The following is a 24353-nucleotide window of genomic DNA, read 5'->3' on the forward strand; positions in this document are numbered from 1 at the left end:
GACGTTACCGGGCGCTGGGACGGCCCGGCGAGACTGCAGAACGTGCAGTCCCGAATGTCGAGGAAGGGGAATCCGGACGTGATGGCGAATGCAGGACGGCCCGTGTCGGCGATGGCGGACGAGGGGCCGAGCGGATCGCACATCGCCGTGGTCGGAGTCTCCTGCCGGCTGCCGATGGCCCCGGATCCGGCCGCGTTCTGGCGGTTGCTGCGCACCGGCACCAGCGCGATCACCGAGGCACCCGTCGGCCGGTTCCGCCCGGGCGGCGAGGCGGCGGCCGGGCGGCGCCGGGGCGGGTACCTGGCCGGGGTCGACGAGTTCGACCCGGCCTTCTTCGGGATCTCGCCGCGCGAGGCCACCGCGATGGACCCGCAGCAGCGCCTGGTGCTCGAACTCGCCTGGGAGGCCCTGGAGAACGCCGCTATCCGGCCGTCCGAGCTCGCCGGGAGCCGCACCGGGGTGTTCGTCGGCAGCCACCGGGACGACTACGCCGCCCTGGTCTACCGGCACGGCGAGCACGCCGTCACCCAGCACACCATGGCGGGGGTCAGCCGGGGCGTGATCGCCAACCGGGTCTCCTACCACCTCGGGCTGCACGGGCCGAGCCTGACCGTCGACACCGCCCAGTCCTCCTCGCTGGTCGCCGTCCACCTGGCCTGCGAGAGCCTGCGCAGCGGAGAGTCCACGCTGGCGTTCGCCGCCGGGGTCAACCTCAACCTGCTGACCGAGAGCGCGCTCGCCGAGGAGCGCTTCGGCGGGCTCTCCCCGGACGGCCGCAGCTACACCTTCGACGCCCGGGCCAACGGCTTCGTCCGGGGCGAGGGCGGCGCCGTGGTGCTCCTCAAGCCGCTGGAGCGGGCCCTCGCCGACGGCGACCGCGTGCACGGCGTGATCCTCGCCAGCGCCGTCAACAACGACGGCGCCACCCCCGGCCTCACCGTGCCCGACCAGGCCGCCCAGGAGGAGCTGCTCCGCCGGGTCTACCGGCAGGCCGGGGTGCCGGCCGCGGCGGTCCAGTACGTGGAGCTGCACGGCACCGGGACGCCGGTCGGCGACCCGATCGAGGCCGCAGCGCTGGGCGCCGTGCTCGGGGCCGGGCGCCGGCCCGATCAGCCGCTGCTGGTCGGCTCGGCCAAGACCAACGTGGGCCACCTGGAGGGCGGCGCCGGCCTGGTCGGCCTGGTCAAGACCTTGCTCGGCCTGACGCACCGCCAGCTGCCCCCCAGCCTCAACTTCGAGACCCCCAACCCGAGGATCCCGCTGGCCGAGCTCGGCCTCGCGGTGCAGCGCGAGCTGACCGACTGGCCGCGCCCGGCGGAGCGGCTGCTCGCCGGGGTGAGCTCCTTCGGTATGGGCGGCACCAACTGCCACCTGGTGCTGGCCGAGGCACCCGAGACCGCCGCCGGACGCCACGGCTCCGGGCCCGCCGCCGTACGCCTGGGCGCCGCGCCCGGTGCCGTGGGGGCCGGCCCCGTGCCCGGTGCCTTGGCGTCCGGCCCCGTGCCCGCGCTGCTGCCGTTGGTGCTCTCCGGCCGTAACCCGGCGGCGCTGCGCGAGCAGGCCGCTCGGCTGCACGCCGCGCTCGGCGCCGAGGAAGCCCCCGAACTGCTCGACGCCGCCTGGACCTTGGCCTCCACCCGGGCCACCTTCGAGCATCGGGCGGTCCTCCCGGTGTCCCCGGCCGGGGGGCGGGCTCCGCTGCTCGACCGGCTGCGCGCGTTGGCCGAGGGACGGACCGCCCCGGGGCTGGTCACCGGCGTGGCCGAGCCCGGCCGGCTCGCCGTGGTCTTCACCGGTCAGGGCAGCCAGCGGACCGGCATGGCGCAGGAGTTGCGCCGCGACTTCCCGGTCTTCCGGGCCGCCTTCGACGAACTCTGCGGCCACCTCGACCCGTTGCTGCCCCGGCCGCTCCGCGAGGTGATCGAGACCGGCGCGGGCCTGGACCGCACCGAGTACGCCCAGCCCGCGCTGTTCGCGGTGGAGGTGGCGCTGTACCGGCTGGTCGGCTCGCTGGGGGTGTGCCCCGACTTCCTGGCCGGCCACTCGATCGGCGAGATCGCCGCCGCGCACGTGGCGGGCACCCTCTCGGCCGCCGACGCGGCCATGCTGGTGGCGGCGCGGGGCCGGCTGATGCAGGCGCTCCCGGCCGGCGGCGCGATGGTCGCCGTCGAGGCGACCGAGCAGGAGGTCCGCCCGCTGCTGGCCGGTCACGAGCACCGGCTGTCGATCGCCGCCGTCAACGGCCCGTCGGCCCTGGTGATCGCGGGCGAGGAGGCGGCCGTCACCGAGCTCGCCGCCGCCCTCGCCGCCCGTGGCCGCCGCACCAAGCGGCTGACCGTCAGCCACGCCTTCCACTCGCCGTTGATGGAGCCGATGCTGGCCGAGTTCCGCTCGGTGCTGGCCGGCCTGACCTTCCACCCGCCGCAGCTCCCCGTGGTCTCGACCGTCACCGGCGCCCCGGTGGCGGCCGCCCGGTGGTGCTCGCCCGAGTACTGGGTCGAGCAGGTCCGCCGCCCGGTCCGCTTCCTGGACGCCGTGCGGGCCCTGGAGGAGGCGGGTGTCCGGACCATCCTCGAACTCGGTCCGGACGGCACCTGCTCGGCGATGGCGGCGGAGTCGGTCCGCCGCCCGGCGGGGCTGGCGGCCGTCCCGGTGCTGCGGCGCGACCGGCCGGAGGCGCGGTCGCTGCACGCGGCGCTGGCGCAGGTCTTCGTCCGGGGCGGCGCGGTCGACTGGGCTGCGGCCTTCGACGGCGCCTGTGCGCGGCGGGTGGCCCTGCCCACGTACCCGTTCCAGCGGCAGCGGTACTGGGTGGCGGGCGAGCCGGCCGAAGCGGTGGCGGTGCCGGAACCGGCGGGGGGCGCGGCGGGCGGTGTCGAAGCGGCTGTGGCTGCGGCGGCTGCGGCTGCGGCGGCCGGACCGAAGGCCGAGGAGGTCGCCGGTCTGGTGGCGGGGGTGCTCGGCCTCGGCTCCGCCGCCGAGCTCGAACTCCGTCTGCCCTTCCGTGACTTGGGCTTCGACTCGCTCATGCTGGTCGAGTTGCGGGAGGTGCTGGCCACGGCCGTCGGGCGCGTGCTGCCCACCGGGCTGCTCTTCGATCACCCGACGCCCGCCGCGCTGATCGAGTACGTCCGGAGTCTGTCGGCCGGGGTCGAGGAGAGCACTCCGGCCGCCGGGCCGGCGGTGGCGGAGGAGGAGCCGATCGCGATCGTCGGGATGGCCTGCCGGTACCCGGGCGAGGTCGAAACGCCCGAGCAGCTCTGGCAGTTGGTGGCCGACGGGGTGGATGCGATCGGCGCCTTCCCGGCCGACCGGGGTTGGCCCGAGGACCTGTACGACCCGGATCCGGACCGGGCGGGTCGCACCACGGCCCGGGCCGGCGGGTTCCTGGCCGGAGCCGACCGGTTCGACGCCGAGTTCTTCGGGATCTCCCCGCGCGAGGCCCTCGCCATGGACCCGCAGCAGCGGCTGCTGCTGGAGAGCGCCTGGGAGGCCGTGGAGCGGGCCGGGATCGACCCCGAGTCGCTGCGCGGCAGCCGCACCGGCGTGTTCGTCGGCGCGACCTCGCTGGACTACGGGCCACGGATGCACGAGGCGACCGAGCAGGTGGGCGGGCACCTGCTCACCGGGACCGCCCCCAGCGTGATGTCCGGCCGGATCGCCTACCAGCTCGGCCTGGCCGGCCCGGCCCTGACCGTCGACACCGCCTGCTCCTCCTCGCTGGTCGCGCTGCACCTGGCGGTCCGATCGCTGCGCAGCGGCGAATCCGACCTGGCGCTGGCGGGCGGGGCGAGCGTGATGTCCACCCCCGGCATGTTCGTGGAGTTCTCCCGCCAGCGCGGGCTGGCGGCGGACGGCCGCAGCAAGTCCTTCGCCGAGGCCGCCGACGGCACCTCCTGGGCCGAGGGCGTCGGTCTGCTGCTGGTCGAGCGGCTCTCGGACGCGCGGCGCAACGGCCACCGGGTGCTCGGGCTGGTCCGGGGCACCGCGATCAACCAGGACGGCGCCTCCAATGGGCTCACCGCACCCAGCGGCCTCGCCCAGCAGCGCGTGATCCGGGCCGCGCTGGCCGACGCCCGGCTGCGCCCGGCCGAGATCGACGCCGTCGAGTCGCACGGCACCGGCACCCGGCTCGGCGACCCGATCGAGGCCGAGGCCGTGCTGGCCACCTACGGCCAGGGCCGCGAGGGCGGCGCACCGGTGCTGCTCGGCTCGCTCAAGTCGAACCTCGGCCACACCCAGGCCGCCGCCGGGGTCGGTGGCGTGATCAAGATGGTGCTCGCCATGCGGCACGGGGTGTTGCCCAAGAGTCTGCACATCGACCGCCCGACCCCGTACGTGGACTGGACCGCCGGCGCCGCCGAACTGCTCACCGAGGCCAGGCCCTGGCCCGAGACCGGCCGCCGCCGGCGCGCCGCCGTCTCCTCCTTCGGCATCAGCGGCACCAACGCGCACGTGGTGCTGGAGCAGGCCCCGGACCTTCCGGCCGTGCCCGAGCCCCAGCCCGTCGAGCCGGCGGGTCCCGTCCCCTGGGTGCTCTCGGCCCGCGACGAGGTGGGGCTGCGCGCCCAGGCCGCCCGGCTGCGCGAGCTGGTCGCCGGGCCGGCCGCGCCCCGGTCGGCCGAGCTCGGGCTGGCGCTGGCCACCACCCGGACGGCCTTCGGCCACCGGGCCGCCGTCACCGGCCGCTCCACCGCGGACCTGCTGGCCGGGCTCGAGGCCCTGGCCGGCGGCGGCGAGGCCCCCAACCTCCTGCGCGGCACCGCCGGCCGGGCCGGCGCCACCGCCTTCCTGTTCACCGGCCAGGGCGCCCAACGGCCAGGCATGGGGCGGCTGCTCCACGCGCGGTACCCGGTGTTCGCCGAGGCCCTGGACGCGGTGCTGGCCGCGGTCGATCCTCGGCTCGACCGCCCCCTGGGCGAGCTGCTGTTCGCCGCAGAGGGTACGGCCGAGGCCGACCTGCTGCACCGCACCGAGTACGCCCAACCCGCCCTGTTCGCAGTCGAGGTGGCGCTGTACCGGCTGCTGGACTCCTTCGGTCTGCACGCCGACCTGCTGGCCGGCCACTCGATCGGCGAGCTCGCCGCCGCGCACCTGGCCGGTCTCTGGTCGCTGCCCGACGCCGCCGCACTGGTCGCCGCCCGGGGCCGGCTGATGCAGTCCGCCCGCGCCGACGGGGTGATGATCGCGATCGAGGCCGAGGAGGCCGAGATCACCGCCGCGCTCGCCGAGCACCGGGGCACGGTCGCCCTCGCGGCGGTCAACGGCCCACGGTCCGTGGTCGTCTCGGGCGACGCCGAGGCCGCCGCCGCCGTCGCGGCCCGCTGGGCGGCCCGAGGCCGCCGCACCAGGCAGCTGACGGTCAGTCATGCCTTCCATTCGCCGCACCTGGACGGCATCCTCGACGAGTTCCGGCAGGTGGCGGAGTCGGTCGACTACGGCACGCCCACCCTGCCGCTGGTCTCCACCCGTACCGGCGAGCTCGCCGACCCCGCCCAGCTGCGCACCGCCGAGTACTGGGTGCGCCAACTGCGGGAGCCGGTCCGCTTCCTGGCCGCCGTCCGGTCGTTGGAGGCGCGGGGCGCGACCCTGTTCCTGGAGGTCGGCCCGGACGCCGTGCTCAGCCCGCTGGCCGACGCCTGCTTCACCGGCTCCGCCACCGCCGTACCGCTGCTGCGGGCCGGCCGTCCCGAGCCCGAGACCCTGGCCGCCGGGCTGGCCCGCGCCTTCACGGCGGGGGCGCCCGCCACCGTGGCCGCCGGCTTCTTCCCGGCCGCCACCCCCGCCGAGCTGCCCACCTACCCCTTCCAGCGCCGCCGTTACTGGCTCACGCCCGCCCCCATCGCCGACGCGCGCAGCCTCGGCCTCGACCAGGCGGACCACCCGCTGCTCGGCAGCGCCGTCGCACTCGCCGACCGGGACGACCTGGTGCTCACCAGTCGCCTCTCCCTGTCCTCGGGCGCGCACGGCTGGCTCGGCGACCACCGGATCGACGGCACCGCCCTGGTGCCGGGCACCGCCTTCCTGGAGCTGGCCCTCGCGGCCGGGCAGCGTGCCGGAGCCACCGCCGTCACCGAACTCACCCTGGAAGCACCGCTGTTGCTCTCCGAGCAGCAGGCCGTCCGGCTCCAGGTTGCGGTCGGCGCCACAGCTGCCGACGGCCGACGGCCGTTCTCCGTGCACGCCCGCCCGGAGGGCGGCGCGCAGGCGCCGCTGCCCTGGGTCAGGCACGCCTCGGGTCAGCTGGCCCCGGCGGTGCCCGGGCCGGTCACGGACCTGCGGGAGTGGCCGCCGGTCGGCGCCGTCGCCGATCAACTGGACGACGTGTACGGCCGGTTGGCCGAGGCCGGCTATGAGTACGGGCCCGCGTTCCAGGGCCTGCGGGGGGTGTGGCGGCGCGGCGAGGAGCTCTTCGTCGAGGTCCGGCTGCCCGAGAGCCCGTCGGCCGAGGGCCGGGCAGCGGGGGCCGAGGCCTACGCGCTCCACCCGGCGCTGCTCGATGCGGTGCTGCACCCGCTGGTGCTGGCCGGTGCCGATCCGGCTGACGCCGGTCGCATCCTGCTGCCGTTCGAGTGGAGCGGTGTCATGGTGGGCGCGATGGGTGCCACCGTGCTGCGGGCCCGGATCGTGCCGACCGGCACCGATGCCTTCACGCTGGCCCTGGCCGACGGCACCGGTGCGGCGGTGGCCGCCGTCGAGTCGCTGACGCTCCGGCGGGCGGCCAGGGCGAGCTTGGCCGCCACCCCGGTGACCGATGCGCTGTTCGCGCTGGAGTGGCCGGTGCTCGCCGTGCCCCAGGTGGCCGTGCCGCGCTGGGTGGAGGTCGAGGGCGAGGAGCTGCCGGGCGGCGGGGCGGAGCCCGAGCTGGCCTTGGTGCGCTTCGGGGCCGCCTCGGCCGAGGGCGTGGAGCCGTGGCAGGCCGCGCACGCCTCGGCGCAGCGGGCGCTTCTGGTGCTCCAGCGGTGGCTGGCCGAGGAGCGGCCCGCCGGGGCGCGGCTGGTGTTCGTCACCGAGCGGGCGGTGGCGGTGGAGCAGGGGGATCCGGTGACCGGTCTGGCCGCTGCGCCGGTCTGGGGCCTGGCTCGCTCCGCACAGTCCGAGCATCCGGACCGGGTGGTGCTGCTAGACCTGGACGAGGCGGGCACCGAGCCGGCGGCGCTGGCTGCCGCCGTGGCCGGCGCCGCCGCCCTCGGCGAGTCGCAGCTCGCGCTCCGGAACGGGCAGCTGCACGTCCCGAGGCTCGCCCGCCCCACCGTGGGGCCGACGGCCGTTCGCGCATCCGCTACGGCCGCCGGCCCGGGCGCGGTCACCGCTGCCGCGCCGGCGGTGCCGCTCACCCCGGCCGACCTGGCCACCCCGGTCACCACCCCGGTCACCACGGCCGACCCGGCCGACCCGGCCACCCCGGGGGCCGTCGGCCCGGTCGGCTGGGATCCGGACGGTACGGTCCTGATCACCGGCGGTACCGGGGGCCTCGGCGCGTTGCTGGCCCGGCACCTGGTCGGTCGGCACGGTGTCCGGCGGTTGCTGCTCAGCAGTCGGCGTGGGCCGGCGGCCGAGGGTGCGGCGGCGCTGGCCGCCGAGCTCGAAGCGGCGGGGGCGCGGGTGACCGTGGTGGCCGCCGATGCCGCCGACCGGGGCGAGCTGGCCGCCGTGCTGGCCGCGATCCCGGCCGCCCACCCGTTGACCGCGGTGGTGCACACCGCCGGGGTGCTCGCGGATGCGACCGTCGCCACGCTGACCCCGGAGAGCCTGACGGCCGTGCTGCGCCCCAAGGTGGACGCGGCCCGGCATCTGCACGAGCTGACGCAGTATCAGGAACTGGCCGCCTTCGTCCTGTTCTCCTCCGTCTCCGGCCTCACCGGCACCGCCGGCCAGGCCAACTATGCGGCGGCCAACACCTACCTCGACGCGCTCGCCGCCCACCGGGCGGCGGCCGGGCTGCCCGCCACCGCGCTGGCCTGGGGCCTGTGGGAGGGGACCCACGGGATGGGCGGCCGGCTGGCCGAGGGTGACCTCGCCCGGTGGGCCAGGGCCGGGGTGACGGCGCTGACGCCCGAGCAGGGGTTGGCGCTGTTCGACGCCGCACTGGCGGGCGGGGCACCACTGGCGGTGCCGGTCGCGCTCGACCTGGCACGGCACCGGGGTGGGCCGGAGCAGCCGCCCGTCCTGCTGCGCGGCCTTGTCCGGCGGCCCCGACCCCGGGCCGCCCTCGGGGCGGCCGAGCCGGCCGGTGGCGCCACCTGGGCCCAGCGGCTTGCCGCGCTCGGGCCGGAGGAGCGGGCCGCCACCGTCCTCGATCTGGTCCGCGCGGAGGTGGCGGGTGCGCTCGGGCACGCCGAGGCTGGTCTCATCGAGGCCGAACGGGCCTTCAAGGACCTCGGGTTCGACTCGCTGGCCGGCGTGGACCTGCGCAACCGGCTGAACCGTGTCACCGGCCTCCGCCTGCCGGCCACCGCCGTCTTCGACCACCCCTCCCCGGCCGCGCTGGCCGCGCACCTGCTCGGGCAGGTGGTGGCGGGCCCGAGGCCCACCGCCAAGGTCACCGCTCCGTCCGAGGAGCCGATCGCGATCGTCGGGATGGCCTGCCGCTACCCGGGCGGGGTCAACTCGCCCGAGGACCTGTGGCGGTTGGTCGAAACCGGCACCGACGCGGTCACCGGCTTCCCGGAGAACCGCGGCTGGGACCTGGAGGCGCTCTACCACCCGGACCCGGACCACCGTGGCACCTCCTACGTTCGCGCGGGCGGCTTCCTGCACGAGGCCGACCGGTTCGACGCCGAGTTCTTCGGCATCTCGCCCCGGGAGGCCACGGCCACCGACCCGCAGCAGCGGCTGCTGCTGGAGACGGCCTGGGAGACCTTCGAGAGCGCCGGTCTCGACCCGGACGGGCTCCGGGGCAGCGACACCGGTGTCTTCGTCGGTGCCATGTACGACGACTACGCCTCCCGACTGCCCAGCTCCCCGGGCGAGTTCGAGGGATTCCTGCTGGCAGGCAACCTCTCCAGCGTGCTCTCCGGGCGGCTCTCCTACACCTACGGCCTGGAGGGCCCGGCGGTCACCGTGGACACGGCCTGCTCCTCCTCGCTGGTGGCGCTGCACCTGGCGGCGCAAGCCCTCCGACAGGGCGAGTGCGATCTGGCACTGGCCGGCGGGGTGACGGTGATGTCGGGCCCCACGACGTTCGTCGAGTTCTCCCGGCAGCGTGGTCTGTCGGCGGACGGTCGGTGCAAGTCGTTCTCCGCGTCGGCGGACGGGACGGGGTGGAGTGAGGGGGTCGGTCTGCTGCTGGTGGAGCGGCTCTCCGACGCGCGGCGGAACGGTCATCGGGTGCTGGCGGTGGTGCGGGGGACGGCCGTGAATCAGGACGGTGCGTCGAACGGGTTGACCGCGCCGAACGGACCGGCGCAGGAGCGGGTGATCCGACAGGCGTTGGCGAGTTCCGGGCTGTCGGCGGCGGAGGTGGACGTGGTGGAGGCGCACGGGACGGGGACGCGGCTGGGTGACCCGATCGAGGCCCAGGCGTTGATCGCGACCTACGGGCAGGATCGGTCGGCCGAACGGCCGCTCTGGCTTGGGTCGTTGAAGTCGAACATCGGGCACAGCCAGGCGGCGGCCGGGGTCGGCGGGGTGATCAAGATGGTGCAGGCGATGCGGCACGGGGTGCTACCGCGCACCTTGCACGCGGAGGAGCCGTCGCCGCACGTGGACTGGGAGTCGGGCGCGGTGGCGTTGCTGACGGAGCAGCGGGCGTGGCCGGAGACCGGCGCACCGCGCCGGGCCGGCGTCTCCTCCTTCGGCATCAGTGGCACCAACGCCCACGTGATCGTCGAGCAGGCCGAGCCCACGGCGGCGGTCGAGCACCCGGCGCCTGCTCCGGCGCTGCCGCTCTGGGTGCTCTCGGCGAAGTCGCCGCAGGCACTGCGCCGCCAGGCCGAGCGGTTGCACCGCCACCTCACCGGACACCCTGATCTCACGGTGGCGGACATCGGCCACACCCTCGCCACCACCCGCTCCACCCTGCCCCACCGGGCGGCCGTGGTCGGCACCGGACGGGATGAGCTGCTTGCCTCGCTCGGTCGGTTGGCTGCGGGGCAGGATGACCCCGGCGTGCTGTTCGGCGGCGGTCCGAAGCGAGGTCGGACGGCCTTCCTGTTCACCGGCCAGGGCAGTCAGCGGCTCGGCATGGGGCGTGAACTCCACGACCGTGTAACGGTGTTCGCCGCCGCGCTGGACGCCGTCTGCGAGCTGCTCGACCCCGAGCTGGAGCGGCCGCTCAAGGCGGTGCTCTTCGCCGAGCCGGACACCGCCGACTCGGCGCTGCTCGACCAGACCGCGTACACCCAGGTCGCGCTGTTCGCCGTCGAGGTCGCGCTCTACCGCACGCTCGAACACCACGGTCTGGCCGCCGACTTCCTGCTCGGCCACTCGGTCGGCGAGCTGACCGCGGCGCACCTCGCCGGTGTGCTGGACCTGGCCGACGCCTGCACCCTGGTGGCCGGCCGGGCCCGGCTCATGCAGGCCGCGAAGGAGGGCGGCGCGATGGCGGCGCTCGAGGCCGCCGAGGAGGAGGTCCGCACGGTGCTCGCCGGGTACGGGCCGGACGCGGTGGCCGTCGCCGCCGTCAACGGGCCGCGCTCGACGGTGATCTCCGGTGACGGAGCAGCCGTGGACGCGATCGCCGCCGAGTTCCGTGCCCGGGGCCGCCGTGCCAAGCGGCTGCCGGTCAGCCACGCCTTCCACTCGCCCCACATGGACGAGGTGCTGGAGGAGTTCCGCGCCCTCGCGGCCGGGTGCACCTTCCACGATCCGCAGCTCCCGGTGGTCTCCAACCTCACCGGTGAGCTCGCCACCGCCGCCCAGCTCCGCTCGCCGGACTACTGGGCCGCTCACATCCGCGCCGCCGTCCGCTTCGCCGACGGTGTCAGCCAGTTGGAAGCCCAGGGCGTCACCGAGTACCTGGAGCTGGGCCCCGACGGAGTGCTGACCGCGATGGCCCTGGACACCCTGGCCGAGGAGCCCGGCACCCTCCGGCCCGCGCTGCGAGCCGGTCGATCCGAACTGCTCACCTTGGCGGCCGCCCTGGCCCACCTGCACCTCCGCGGTGCCGAGCTCGACTGGTCCGCGCTCTACCCCGGCGCCCGCCGGGTGGACCTCCCGACCTACGCCTTCGCCCCCCAGCGCCACTGGCTGGAGGCTCCGGACAGCGTCGGCGACGCCGCCGGCTTCGGTCTCGCCGAGACCGACCACCCGCTGCTCGGCGGCATGGTGCAGCTGGCCGGCCGCGAGGACGAGTACCTGTTCACCGGACGCCTCTCCGGCCGCAACTGGCTTGGTGAGCACGTGGTGTTGGGGTCGGTGGTGGTGCCGGGTTCGGTGTTCGTGGAGTTGTTGTCGGGTGTGGGTGAGCGGGTTGGTTGTGGGGTGGTGGAGGAGTTGGTGTTGGGCGCGCCTTTGGTGTTGGGGGTGCGTGGTGGGGTGTCGGTGCAGGTGGTGGTGGGTGCGGTGGGTGTGGGTGGTTCGCGTGGGGTGGAGGTCTTTGCGCGGTCTGAGGGTGGTGGGGCGTGGGTGTTGCATGCCTCGGGTGTGGTGGGTGTGGGTGGGTCGGTCGGTTCGGTCGATGTGGGTGGTGTGGGGGTGTGGCCGCCGGTGGGGGCGGTGGAGGTTGATCTGGGTGGTGTGTACGGGCGGTTGGCGGAGGGTGGGTACGGGTATGGTCCGGCGTTTCGTGGGTTGAGTCGGGTGTGGCGGGGTTCTGGTGAGGTGTTCGCGGAGGTGGTGTTGCCGGAGGGGGTGCGGGGTGAGGCGGGGCGGTATGTGCTGCATCCCGCACTGCTGGACGCCGCACTGCACACCCTCCTCCCGGGTGTGGTGGAGGAGGGCGGCCAGCCCTGGCTCCCGTTTACCTGGTCCGGCGTCCGCGTGCACGCGGCCGGCGCCTCCGCCCTGCGGGTCCGGCTGACGCCGGCCCTCTCGACCGACTCCGGGACGCTCACCGTCTCCCTCGTCGCCGCAGACGCCACCGGCGCCCCGGTGGCCACCGTCGACTCCCTGTTGCTGCGCCCCCGCTCGGCGGAGGCCCTGCGGGCCGCAGGCGCGGCCGCCGCGCCGGACGGTCTGTTCCGGGTGGACTGGGACCCGCTGGAGGTGCAGACCGCGACTCGGGACGGGTGGGTGGTGCTCGGTGCGGGGGCTTCGGTGGCCGAGCTGGGTGGGCTGTTGGTGGGTGGTGTGGTGCCTTCGGTGGTGGTGGTGCCGTTGGTGTCGGGTGGTGTGGTCGGTGAAGTGACCTCGGGCGTGCTGGAGTTGGTGCAGGGCTGGTTGGCTGAGGCGCGGTGGGAGGGTTCGCGTCTGGTGCTGGTCGGTGACGGTGCCGATCTGGGGTTGGCGGCCGTGTGGGGTCTGGTGCGGTCGGCGCAGACGGAGCACCCGGGTCGGTTCGTCCTGGTGGACGCCGACGAGAGTTCCGACTACGAGGCGCTGCTGGCCGGGGTGCTGGCCTCGGGTGTCTCGGAGGCCGCGATCCGTTCCGGCGGGGTCTCGGTGCCTCGGTGGGTGCGGGCTGAGGTCGATTCGGTTGCCGGGGGCCCTGGTTGGGGTTCGGGGTGGGTGTTGGTGACGGGTGCTTCGGGTGTGTTGGGTGGGGTGTTGGCGCGGCATCTGGTGGTGGGGCATGGGGTGCGGCGGTTGTTGTTGGTGAGTCGTCGGGGTGGGGGTGCGCCGGGGGCGGCTGAGTTGGGTGCGGAGTTGGCGGGGTTGGGGGCGGAGGTGGTGTGGGCGGCGTGTGATGTGGCTGATCGTGAGGCGTTGCGGTCGGTGTTGGCGGAGTATGCGGTGTCGGCGGTGGTGCATTCGGCGGGTGTGGTGGATGACGGTCTGGTGTCGACGCTGACCGGTGAGCGGTTGGCGGCGGTGTTGCGGCCGAAGGCGGTGGCGGCGTGGAACCTGCATGAGCTGACGCGCGGGTCGGAGTTGTCGGCGTTCGTGTTGTATTCGTCGGTGGCGGGTCTGTTGGGGACGGGTGGGCAGGCCAACTATGCGGCGGGGAACGCGTACTTGGATGCGTTGGCGCGGCATCGTCGGGCGTTGGGTCTGCCGGGGGTCTCGCTGGCTTGGGGCCTCTGGGCGGAGGGAAGCACCATCTCTGGCCACCTGGCGGAGACGGATCTCCGGCGGCTGGCCCGGCTCGGGCTGCGCCCGCTGAGCACCGGGGACGCGCTCGCCCTGTTCGATGCCGCGCTGACCACGGACGAGCCGGTGCTCGCGCTGACCCGGTTGGACGCGGGGGCGCTGCGCGAGCAGGGGGTCGAGGTGCCGCCGATGCTCCGTGCCCTGGTGCCGGCCGCCCGCCGCCGGGCCGAGACGGCGCCGGCGACCGAAGGGCCGACACTGGCCGACGAGTTGGTGCACCTCGACCGGATCGGCCAGGAGCGGCTGCTGACCGACCTGATCCGCACCCAGGTGGCCGGTGTGCTCGGCCATGCCGACCGTGACGCGGTGGTGGCCGAGCGGGCCTTCCAGGAGATGGGATTCGACTCGCTGACCGCCGTCGAACTCCGCAACCGGATCAACGCGGCGACCGGCCTGCGCCTGCCCCCCACCGCCGTCTTCGACCACCCCTCCCCGGTGGCACTCGCGGCGCACCTGCGCACCCGGTTGGTCCCCGAGGAGACCTCCGCCGTCGCACCTGCGCAGGCCGGTGGCCGACGGTCGGAGCCGACCCCCGCGCTCGACAGCGCCGATCTCGACTCCGCGAGCGATGAGGAGCTCTTCGCGCTCCTGGACGACCTCGACTGACCCTGACTCGATTTGCCCGACCGTCGACTCACCGACGGCACAGGACTCGTACGTTCCCTTTCTTCACCTCGACCGGAGCTGAGATCACGTGGCTGACGAAGCGCAACTTCGCGAATACCTCAAGCGCGCCATCACCGACGCTCGCGAGGCGCGCAGGCGCCTACGCGAGGTGGAGGACCGCGAGCACGAGCCGATCGCGATCGTCGGCATGGCCTGCCGGTACCCGGGCGGGGTGCGTTCGCCGGAGGACCTGTGGCGGCTGGTCGAGACCGGGACGGACGCGGTCGGCGGCTTCCCGGAGAACCGGGGTTGGGATCTGGAGGGTCTTTACGACCCGGATCCGGATCGGGTCGGGCACAGTTACACCCACTCGGGCGGGTTCCTGCACGAGGCCGACGGCTTCGATGCGGAGTTCTTCGGGATGTCTCCGCGCGAGGCGCTGGCCGCCGATCCGCAGCAGCGGCTGCTGCTGGAGACGGCCTGGGAGACCTTCGAGAGCGCCGGCCTCGACCCGGACGCGCTCCGGGGCAGTCGGACCGGCGTCTACACCGGCCTCATGTACGGCGAGTACGGATCCCGGCCCGGCCTCCCCTCGGACGGGTTCGAGGGCTACCTGTTCAGCGGCAGCGCGGGCAGCATCGCGGCCGGCCGGCTCTCCTACACCTACGGGTTGGAGGGCCCGGCCGTCTCGGTGGACACGGCCTGCTCCTCCTCGCTGGTGGCGCTGCACCTGGCGGCGCAGGCACTTCGGCGCGGTGAGTGCGATCTGGCACTGGCCGGTGGTGTGACGGTGATGTCCACGCCGGTCGCCTTCCTCGAGTTCTCCCGGCTCCGTGGGCTGTCGGCGGACGGTCGGTGCAAGTCGTTCTCCGCGTCGGCGGACGGGACGGGGTGGAGTGAGGGGGTCGGTCTGCTGCTGGTGGAGCGGCTCTCCGACGCGCGGCGGAACGGTCATCGGGTGCTGGCGGTGGTGCGGGGGACGGCGGTCAACCAGGACGGTGCGTCGAACGGGTTGACCGCGCCGAACGGGCCCTCGCAGGAGCGGGTGATTCGCGCGGCGCTGGCCGCCGCCGAGCTCACCACGGCCGAGGTGGACGTGGTGGAGGCGCATGGCACCGGCACCCGGCTGGGTGATCCGATCGAGGCCCAGGCGCTGCTGGCCACCTACGGTCAGGACCGTCCGGCCGAACGGCCGCTCTGGCTCGGGTCGTTGAAGTCGAATATCGGGCACAGTCAGGCGGCGGCCGGGGTCGGCGGGGTGATCAAGATGGTGCAGGCGATGCGGCACGGTGTGCTGCCGCGCACCTTGCACGCGGAGGAGCCGTCGCCGCACGTGGACTGGGAGTCGGGCGCAGTGGCGTTGCTGACGGAGCAGCGGGCGTGGCCGGAGACCGGCGCACCGCGCCGGGCCGGGGTGTCCTCCTTCGGGTTCGGCGGGACGAACGCACACGTCATCGTTGAGCAAGCACCGCCGACGGAAGCCGAGTTGGAGGCAGGTAACGCACCCTCGGTGGTGCCGTGGGTGGTGTCGGGGCGTTCGGCGGAGGCGGTGGCCGCGCAGGCGCGGGCGCTGCTGCCGGTGGCGGAGGGCGCCTCGGTGCTGGACATGGGCTTCTCGCTGGCGACGGGCCGGGCGGCGATGGAGCACCGTGCGGTGCTGGTGGGGGAGGATCGCGAGCAACTGCTCTGCAGGTTGCGGGAGGTGGCCGACGGCGGGCCCGCGACGCCCACGGCCGGCGGTGGGCTGGGTTTCCTGTTCACGGGACAGGGGGCGCAGCGGGTCGGCATGGGCTTGGAGTTGTGCGGTGAGTTCCCGGTGTTCGCGGCGGCCTTCGATGCCGTGTGCGCCGAGCTGGACGGTCAGTTGGCGCGCCCGTTGCGGGAGGTGATCGCTTCGGGGGAGGGGCTGGAGCAGACCGGGTACGCTCAACCCGCCCTGTTCGCGGTGGAGGTGGCGCTCTTCCGGCTGGTGGAGTCCTGGGGGGTGCGGCCGGACTACCTGCTGGGCCATTCCATCGGCGAGGTGGCCGCCGCGCATGTCGCCGGCGTGCTGTCGCTGGCGGATGCCGCTGTGCTGGTCGGTGCGCGGGCCCGGTTGATGCAGGCGCTCCCCGCTGGTGGGGTGATGGTGGCGGTGCAGGCTTCGGAGGATGAGGTGCTGCCGGCGCTGATCGCGGGAGTTTCGGTGGCGGCGGTGAACGGTCCGCAGGCGGTGGTGCTCTCGGGTGACCGGGATGCCGTCATGCAGGTCGCGGAGCAGTTCGCGACGAAGGGCCGACGCACCAAGGAGCTGGCGGTCAGTCATGCCTTCCATTCGGTGCACATGGACGGGATGCTGGCCGAATTCGGCCGGGCCATCGCGGGGTTGGAGTTCGGGCGGCCCCGGATCCCGATCGTCTCGACCCTGACGGGCCGCCTGGCGGACCCCGACCAGCTCCGGTCCGCCGACTACTGGGTGCGCCAAGTCCGGTTGCCCGTCAGGTTCTTCGACGCCGTTCGAACGCTCTCCGATCAAGGCGTGAGGACGTTCCTGGAGCTCGGCCCCGACGCGGTGGCTGCGGGCATGGCGGCCGTTGCCGTCGAGGACTCGGCCGACACCCTGTCCACGCCTGCGCTGCGGGTTGGCCACCCGGAGGTGGCGACCCTCGTCGGCGCGGTGGCCCGGCTGCACGCGCGGGGCGTACCGGTGGACTGGGCGGCGTACTTCGCCGGCACCGGGGCCCGGCGGATCGAGCTGCCCACCTATGCCTTCCAGCACCGCAGCTTCTGGCTCACGCCGACCGCCGAGGCCGGGGACATGATGGCCTTCGGGCTGACACCGACCGGGCACCCGCTGCTCGGTGCGGTTGTGGAGCCGGCCGGTGACACCGGGCTGCTGTTCAGTACCAGGCTGTCGACTCGCACGCATCCGTGGCTTGGTGAGCATGTGGTGTTGGGGTCGGTGGTGGTGCCGGGTTCGGTGTTCGTGGAGTTGTTGTCGGGTGTGGGTGAGTGGGTTGGTTGTGGGGTGGTGGAGGAGTTGGTGTTGGGCGCGCCTTTGGTGTTGGGGGTGCGTGGTGGGGTGTCGGTGCAGGTGGTGGTGGGTGCGGTGGGTGTGGGTGGTTCGCGTGGGGTGGAGGTTTTTGCGCGGTCTGAGGGTGGTGGGGCGTGGGTGTTGCATGCCTCGGGTGTGGTGGGTGTGGGTGGGTCGGTCGGTTCGGTCGATGTGGGTGGTGTGGGGGTGTGGCCGCCGGTGGGGGCGGTGGAGGTTGATCTGGGTGGTGTGTACGGGCGGTTGGCGGAGGGTGGGTACGGGTATGGTCCGGCGTTTCGTGGGTTGAGTCGGGTGTGGCGGGGTTCTGGTGAGGTGTTCGCGGAGGTGGTGTTGCCGGAGGGGGTGCGGGGTGAGGCGGGGCGGTATGTGCTGCATCCCGCACTGCTGGACGCCGCGCTGCACGCCTTGCTCCCCGGTGTAGCGGACGAGGTCGGGCAGACCGGGTTCCCGTTCGCCTGGTCCGGGGTCCGCGTCGCGGCGACGGGCGCCTCGACCCTGCGGGTCAAGCTCCGCTCGCTGGGGGCCGACACGGTGTCGCTCGCGGCATTCGACGGTTCGGGCGCGCCGGTCGTCGAGGTGGATTCGCTCCTGTTGCGGCCGCTGTCGGCGGAGGCGCTCCGCGCGGCCGACCGAGGGGCCGTGGACGGGCTGTTCGGTATCCACTGGATCGACCAGCCCGCACCCGACAGTGGGCCGGAGGCGGCCAGTTGGGTGGTGCTCGGTGCGGGGGCTTCGGTGGCCGAGCTGGGTGGGCTGTTGGTGGGTGGTGTGGTGCCTTCGGTGGTGGTGGTGCCGTTGGTGTCGGGTGGTGTGGTCGGTGAAGTGACTCTGAACGTCCTGGAGTTGGTGCAGGGCTGGTTGGCTGAGGCGCGGTGGGAGGGTTCGCGTCTGGTGCTGGTCGGTGATGGCGCGGATCTGGGGTTGGCGGCCGTGTGGGGTCTGGTGCGTTCGGCGCAGACGGAGCACCCGGGCCGGTTCGTCCTGGTGGACGCCGGCGGGGCTGATGGTTACGAGGCTTTGCTGGGTGCGGTGTTGGCCTCCGGTGAGTCGGAGGTGAGGGTGCGCGATGGTGTGGTCTCGGTGCCTCGGTTGGTGCGGGCTGAGGTCGATTCCGTTGCCGGGGGCCCTGGTTGGGGTTCGGGGTGGGTGTTGGTGACGGGTGCTTCGGGTGTGTTGGGTGGGGTGTTGGCGCGGCATCTGGTGGTGGGGCATGGGGTGCGGCGGTTGTTGTTGGTGAGTCGTCGGGGTGGGGGTGCGCCGGGGGCGGCTGAGTTGGGTGCGGAGTTGGCGGGGTTGGGGGCGGAGGTGGTGTGGGCGGCGTGTGATGTGGCTGATCGTGAGGCGTTGCGGTCGGTGTTGGCGGAGTATGCGGTGTCGGCGGTGGTGCATACGGCGGGTGTGGTGGATGACGGGCTGGTGTCGGCGCTGACCGGTGAGCGGTTGGCGGCGGTGTTGCGGCCGAAGGCGGTGGCGGCGTGGAACCTGCATGAGCTGACGCGTGGGTCGGAGTTGTCGGCGTTCGTGTTGTATTCGTCGGTGGCGGGTCTGTTGGGGACGGGTGGGCAGGCCAACTATGCGGCGGGGAACGCGCACTTGGATGCGTTGGCGCGGCATCGTCGGGCGTTGGGTCTGCCGGGGGTCTCGCTGGCTTGGGGCCTCTGGGAGGAGACCAGTGCGCTGAGCGGCGGGCTCGCCGAGATCGACCGTAAGCGGATGACCCGGTTGGGGCTGCGTCCGCTGAGCACCGGGGACGCGCTCGCGCTCTTCGATGCCGCGCTGAGCACGGACGAGCCGGTGCTCGCGCTGACGGGGGTGGACACGGCGGCGCTGCGTGCGCCGGGAGCCGAAGTGCCGCCGATGCTCCGGGGGTTGGTGCCTGCCGCCCGGCGGCGGGTGGTCGACCACGGGGCCGCCTCCGGGCTGGCCGAGCAGCTGGCGGCGCTCTCGCCGGCCGGCCGGAAGCAGGCGCTGCTCGACCTCGTCCGTGGCGAGGTCGCCGCTGTCCTCGGGCATGCCGACCGGAGCGCGGTGGTGGCCGAGCGGGCCTTCCAGGAGATGGGCTTCGACTCGCTCACCGCCGTCGAACTCCGCAACCGGATCAACGCGGCCACCGGTCTCAAGCTGCCCGCCACGCTCACCTTCGACCATCCCTCCCCGGCCGCCCTGGTGGCTCACTTGGAGGCTGCTCTCACCTCGACACCGGTGAGTGGCCACCGGATCGAGGCTCGCGGCGTGGCCGACGAGCCGATCGCGATCGTCGGCATGGCCTGCCGGTACCCGGGTGGGGTGCGTTCGCCGGAGGACCTGTGGCGGCTGGTCGAGACCGGCACCGACGCCGTCGGCGGCTTCCCCGACAACCGCGGGTGGGATCTGGAAGGGCTCTACGATCCGGACCCCGAACGGGTCGGGCACAGCTACACCCGCTCGGGCGGGTTCCTGCACGAGGCCGACGGCTTCGACGCGGAGTTCTTCGGGATGTCCCCGCGCGAGGCACTGGCCACCGATCCGCAGCAGCGGCTGCTGCTGGAGACCGCCTGGGAGGCGGTGGAGAGCGCCGGCCTCGACCCGACCGGGCTGCGGGGCAGTCGGACCGGGGTGTACGCCGGCGTGATGTACCACGACTACGGCTCCTCGGCGCAGCATGTCCCGGACGAGCTGGAGGGCTACCTGGCCGGGGGCAACGCCGGCAGTGTCGCCTCCGGTCGGGTCTCCTACACGCTCGGCTTGGAGGGCCCGGCGGTCACGGTGGACACGGCGTGTTCCTCCTCGCTGGTGGCGCTGCACCTGGCGGCGCAGGCCCTCCGGCAGGGTGAGTGCGATCTGGCGCTGGCCGGCGGGGTGACCGTGATGTCCTCGCCGCAGGCGTTCGTGGAGTTCTCCCGTCAGCGTGGCCTCTCGGCGGACGGCCGGTGCCGATCGTTCTCGGCGCAGGCCGACGGGACGGGGTGGAGTGAGGGGGTCGGTCTGCTGCTGGTGGAGCGGCTCTCGGACGCGCAGCGACTCGGTCACCGGGTGCTGGCGGTGGTGCGGGGGACGGCGGTCAACCAGGACGGTGCGTCGAACGGCCTGACCGCGCCGAACGGGCCCTCGCAGGAGCGGGTGATCCGTGCGGCGCTGGCCGCCGCCGAGCTCACCACGGCCGAGGTGGACGTGGTGGAGGCGCATGGCACCGGCACCCGGCTGGGTGATCCGATCGAGGCCCAGGCGCTGCTGGCCACCTACGGTCAGGACCGCCCGGCCGAACGGCCGCTCTGGCTCGGGTCGTTGAAGTCGAACATCGGGCACAGCCAGGCGGCGGCCGGGGTCGGCGGGGTGATCAAGATGGTGCAGGCGATGCGGCACGGTGTGCTGCCGCGCACCTTGCACGCGGAGGAGCCGTCGCCGCACGTGGACTGGAACGCCGGGGCGGTGTCCCTGCTCACCGAGGCGCGCGAGTGGCCGGCGGGCGACGGCCCTCGGCGGGCAGGCGTCTCCTCCTTCGGCATCAGCGGCACCAATGCGCATGTGATCGTCGAGCAAGCACCCTCGGCTGAGGCCGAGTTGGTGTCAGGGAGGGCGCCGTCGGTGGTGCCGTGGGTGGTGTCGGGGCGTTCGGCGGAGGCGGTGGCCGCGCAGGCGCGGGCGCTGCTGCCGGTGGCCGAGGGTGCGGCAGACTTGGACGTGGGCTTCTCGCTGGCGACGGGCCGGGCGGCGCTGGAGCACCGTGCGGTGCTGGTCGGCGGTGATCGGGCCGAGCTGCTGGAGCGGTTGCGGGAGGCGGCCGGCGGCGGGTCGGTGACGGCCGCGGCCCCGGGGGCGCTCGGCTTCCTGTTCACCGGCCAGGGGGCGCAGCGGGTCGGCATGGGCCTGGAGTTGTGCGCGGAGTTCCCGGTGTTCGCGGCGGCCCTCGATGCCGTGTGCGCCGAGCTGGACGGGCAGTTGGCGCGCCCGTTGCGGGAGGTTATCACCTCGGGGGAGGGGCTGGATCTGACCGGCTTCGCTCAACCCGCCCTGTTCGCGGTGGAGGTGGCGCTCTTCCGGCTGCTGGAGTCCTGGGGGGTGCGGCCGGACTACCTGCTGGGACATTCCATCGGTGAGGTGGCCGCCGCGCATGTCGCCGGCGTGCTGTCGCTGGCGGATGCCGCTGTGCTGGTCGGTGCGCGGGCCCGGTTGATGCAGGCGCTGCCCACCGGTGGGGCGATGGTGGCCGTGCAGGCCTCGGAAGAGGAGGTGCTGCCGGCGCTGATCGCGGGAGTCTCGGTGGCGGCGGTGAACGGTCCGCAGGCGGTCGTGCTCTCGGGTGACCGGGATGCCGTCATGCAGGTCGCCGAGCGCTTCGAGGGTCGACGCACCAAGGAGTTGACGGTCAGTCATGCTTTCCACTCCGCGCACATGGACGGGATGCTCGCCGAATTCGGCCGGGCCATCGCGGGGTTGGAGTTCCGGCGTCCGTGGATCCCGATCGTCTCGACCCTGACGGGTCGCCTGGCGGACCCCGACCAGCTCCGGTCCGCCGACTACTGGGTGCGCCAAGTGCGGCTGCCCGTAAGGTTCGCCGACGCCGTGCAGACCCTGTCCGAGCAGGGGGTGACGGTGCTGCTGGAGCTCGGCCCCGACGCGGTGCTCGCCGGGTTGGCGCAGGAGGTGCTGGACGGATCGGACACGGCGGCCGTGGCCCTGCTCCGCCGGGACCGGGCGGAGGTGGTGACGGCCGTCGGTGCGGTGGCCCAACTGCACGCGCGGGGCGTACCGGTGGACTGGGCGGCGTACTTCGCCGGCACCGGAGCTCGGCGGATCGAGCTGCCCACCTACGCCTTCCAGCGGCGGCGGTACTGGCTGGCCTCGACCGGGGGCGGCGGGGCGGGTGCCGACGCCGCCGAGCTGGGGCTGCGGCCGACCGGGCATCCGCTGCTGGGGGCCGGGGTGGTGGTCGCGGGGCTGGACGAGGTCCTGTTCACCAGCCGGCTCTCGGCGACGCGGCACCCCTGGCTGGCGGACCGGGCCGTGCTCGGAGCGGTGGTGGTGCCGGTCTCGGCACTGGTCGAGCTCGCGCTGCGGGCCGGGGCGGAGGTCGGCAGTACGACGCTGGAGGAGCTGAGCCTGCGGGCGCCGCTCGTCCTGCCGGAGACCGGCGGGGTGCAGCTCCAGCTCAAGGTCGGCGCGACGGATCCGGCCGGCCGGCGGCGCCTCCTCCTGCACTCCCGTCCGGACGAGCACGCCGCGTGGACTCTGCACGCGGAGGGGTGGCTGAGCGACGGCGCGGCGATCGGCGGCGAGGCGGCGGCCGGGGCGGCGACCCCGCTCGTCCTGCCGGAGGAGTACCAGGTGGACGGCGCGCGGTACGGCCTGCACCCGGAGCTGTGGGAGGCTGCGCTGTCGGGCCTGGTCACGCCGGGGCCGGCGGCCGGTGCCACCTCGGTGCCGGCGGAGTGGCGTGGCGTCCGCCTGTACGTCCCCGGGGGCACGGCCACCGAAGCGCGGTCGGTCCGGGTCGGCCCCTCGGCAGTCGCCGTGCAACTCCTCGACGAGAGCGGCCGGGTGATCGCCGAGGTGGAGTCGGTCGAGTACCGGGAGCTGGCCGACAGCGTGTTCCTGCCGGGGCCCGAGCCGCTGCTGCGGGTCGACTGGACGCCGACCCTGCTCCCGCCGCCCGCCACCCCGATCGGCTGGGGTCGGCTGGCCGGTGCTCCCGCGCAGCTCGGGGAGGAGTACGCCGACCTCGCGGCGGTGGCTGCCGCGGTGGCGGGCGGTCGGCGGGTGGACGCGGTGCTGGTGGCGCCCGAGCGCTGCCCGGGCGACGTGCTCGGGACGGCGCACCGGGCGACTGCGGCGGCCCTGGCGCTGGTGCAGCAGTGGCTGGCGGAGGAGCGGCTGGCCGGGACGCGGCTGGTGCTGGTCACGGAGGGGGCGGTGGCCGTCGGCGTCGAGGAGTCGGTGGATCCCGGCCTGGCCGCCCTCTGGGGGCTGCTGCGGTCGGCGCAGTCGGAGGCGCCTGGGCGGATCCTGCTGGTCGATGCGGCGGACGCGGCCGGGCTCGACCCGGCGGTGCTCTCGGCCGTGGTGGCCTCGGGCGAGGAGCAGGTGGCGTTCCGGGCCGGTGCGGTGCACCTGCCCCGGCTGGAGCGGTTGGCGGGCGGCCCGGGCGAGCGGCTGGCGGGTCTCGCCGAGGGCACCGTGCTGATCACCGGCGGCACCGGGATGCTCGGCGCGCTGTTCGCCCGGCACCTGGTCACCCGGCACGGTGCCCGGCACCTGCTGCTGGCCGGCCGTCGGGGTGAAGAGGCCCCCGGAGCAGCGGAGTTGGCCGCCGAGCTGGCCGGGCTCGGCGCGGTGAGCGTCACGTTCGCCCGGTGCGAGGTGGCGAGCCGGGCCGCGCTCGCGGAGCTGCTGGCCGGGATCCCGGCCGAGCGCCCGCTGGCCGCGGTGGTGCATGCGGCCGGCAGCCTGGACAACGCGCTGGTCGCCGGGCTCTCGCCCGACCGGCTGGCGGCCGTGCTGCGGACCAAGGCCGATGCGGCCTGGCACCTGCACGAGCTGACCCAGGGTCTTGACCTTGCCGCCTTCGTGCTGTTCTCCTCGGCAGCCGGGGTGCTCGGCAGCCCGGGGCAGGCCAACTACGCGGCGGCGAACGCCTTCCTGGACGGGCTCGCCCAGCACCGCCGGGCCCTCGGCCTGCCGGCCACCTCGCTCGGCTGGGGCCTCTGGGCCGCAGCGGCCTCCGGGCCGGCCGGCGGCGGCCTCCGAGCGGGCCTGAACGCGGGGCTCGGCGCGGCCGACCGGCTGCGGGTGGCCCGGGAGGGGTTCGGCGAGGTCACGCCCGAGCGGGGTACGGCCTGGTTCGACGCCGCCCTCGGGCTGGAGAGTGCGGCGGTGCTGGCCGTGCCGCTCGATGCGACGGCGCTCGCCGAGCGGACGGGCGAGGAGCTCAGCCCGCTGCTGCGCGGCCTGGTGGCGGGCCGCGCGCGGCGGACGGCCGGTGCGGCCCCGGCCGAGTCGTTGGCCGCCCGGCTGGCCGGGCTCGGCGAGGCGGAGCGGGCCGAGGCCGTGCTGGCCGTGGTCCGTGGGGTGGTGGCCACCGTGCTCGGGCACGCCGGGGCCGGTGCGGTCGGGGCCGACCGCTCGTTCCAGGAGCTCGGGTTCGACTCGCTGACCGGTGTGGACCTGCGCAACCGGCTCAATGCGGCCACCGGCATCCGGCTGCCCGCCACCGTGGTCTTCGACCACCCGAGCCCGGCCGCGCTGACCGAGCACCTGCTGCGGCTGCTGGCCGAGCAGGCCGGCAGGGCCGAGCGGCAGCCGGTGCTCGCCGAACTGGACGACCTGGAGGCCGCGTTGGCCACTGCCGCGCCGGCGGCGGTGGACCGGTCGGCCGTGCTCGCCCGGCTGCGGACCATCCTGTCGCGGCTCACCGAGTCGGGCTCGGCCGAGGATCCGGCGGCCACCGGCCCCGACTTCGCGAGCCGGCTCGAAGGAGCAACGGCGGACGACATCTTCGCCCTGATCGACACCGAGTTCGGTCACTCCGCGGGCTGACCGCCCCGAT

At 74.5% G+C, this 24353-nt stretch carries 2 protein-coding genes; both read left to right on the plus strand.

Annotated features, from left to right (window positions below; translation table 11 throughout):
- Positions 1-111: 111 nt before the first annotated feature.
- The gene (locus tag CFP65_RS29075) at positions 112-13797 is read left to right on the plus strand and encodes a type I polyketide synthase (protein ID WP_104821202.1); all 13686 of its coding nucleotides are present in this window, start codon (positions 112-114) and stop codon (positions 13795-13797) included.
- 88 nt (positions 13798-13885) lie between these two features.
- Positions 13886-24343: a type I polyketide synthase gene (locus tag CFP65_RS29080; protein ID WP_104818968.1), complete on the plus strand. Its 10458-nt coding sequence runs from the start codon at positions 13886-13888 to the stop codon at positions 24341-24343.
- The last annotated feature ends 10 nt before the right edge of the window (positions 24344-24353 follow it).

Origin of the sequence: Kitasatospora sp. MMS16-BH015 (assembly GCF_002943525.1) — a bacterium.
Classification (GTDB): Bacteria; Actinomycetota; Actinomycetes; order Streptomycetales; family Streptomycetaceae; genus Kitasatospora.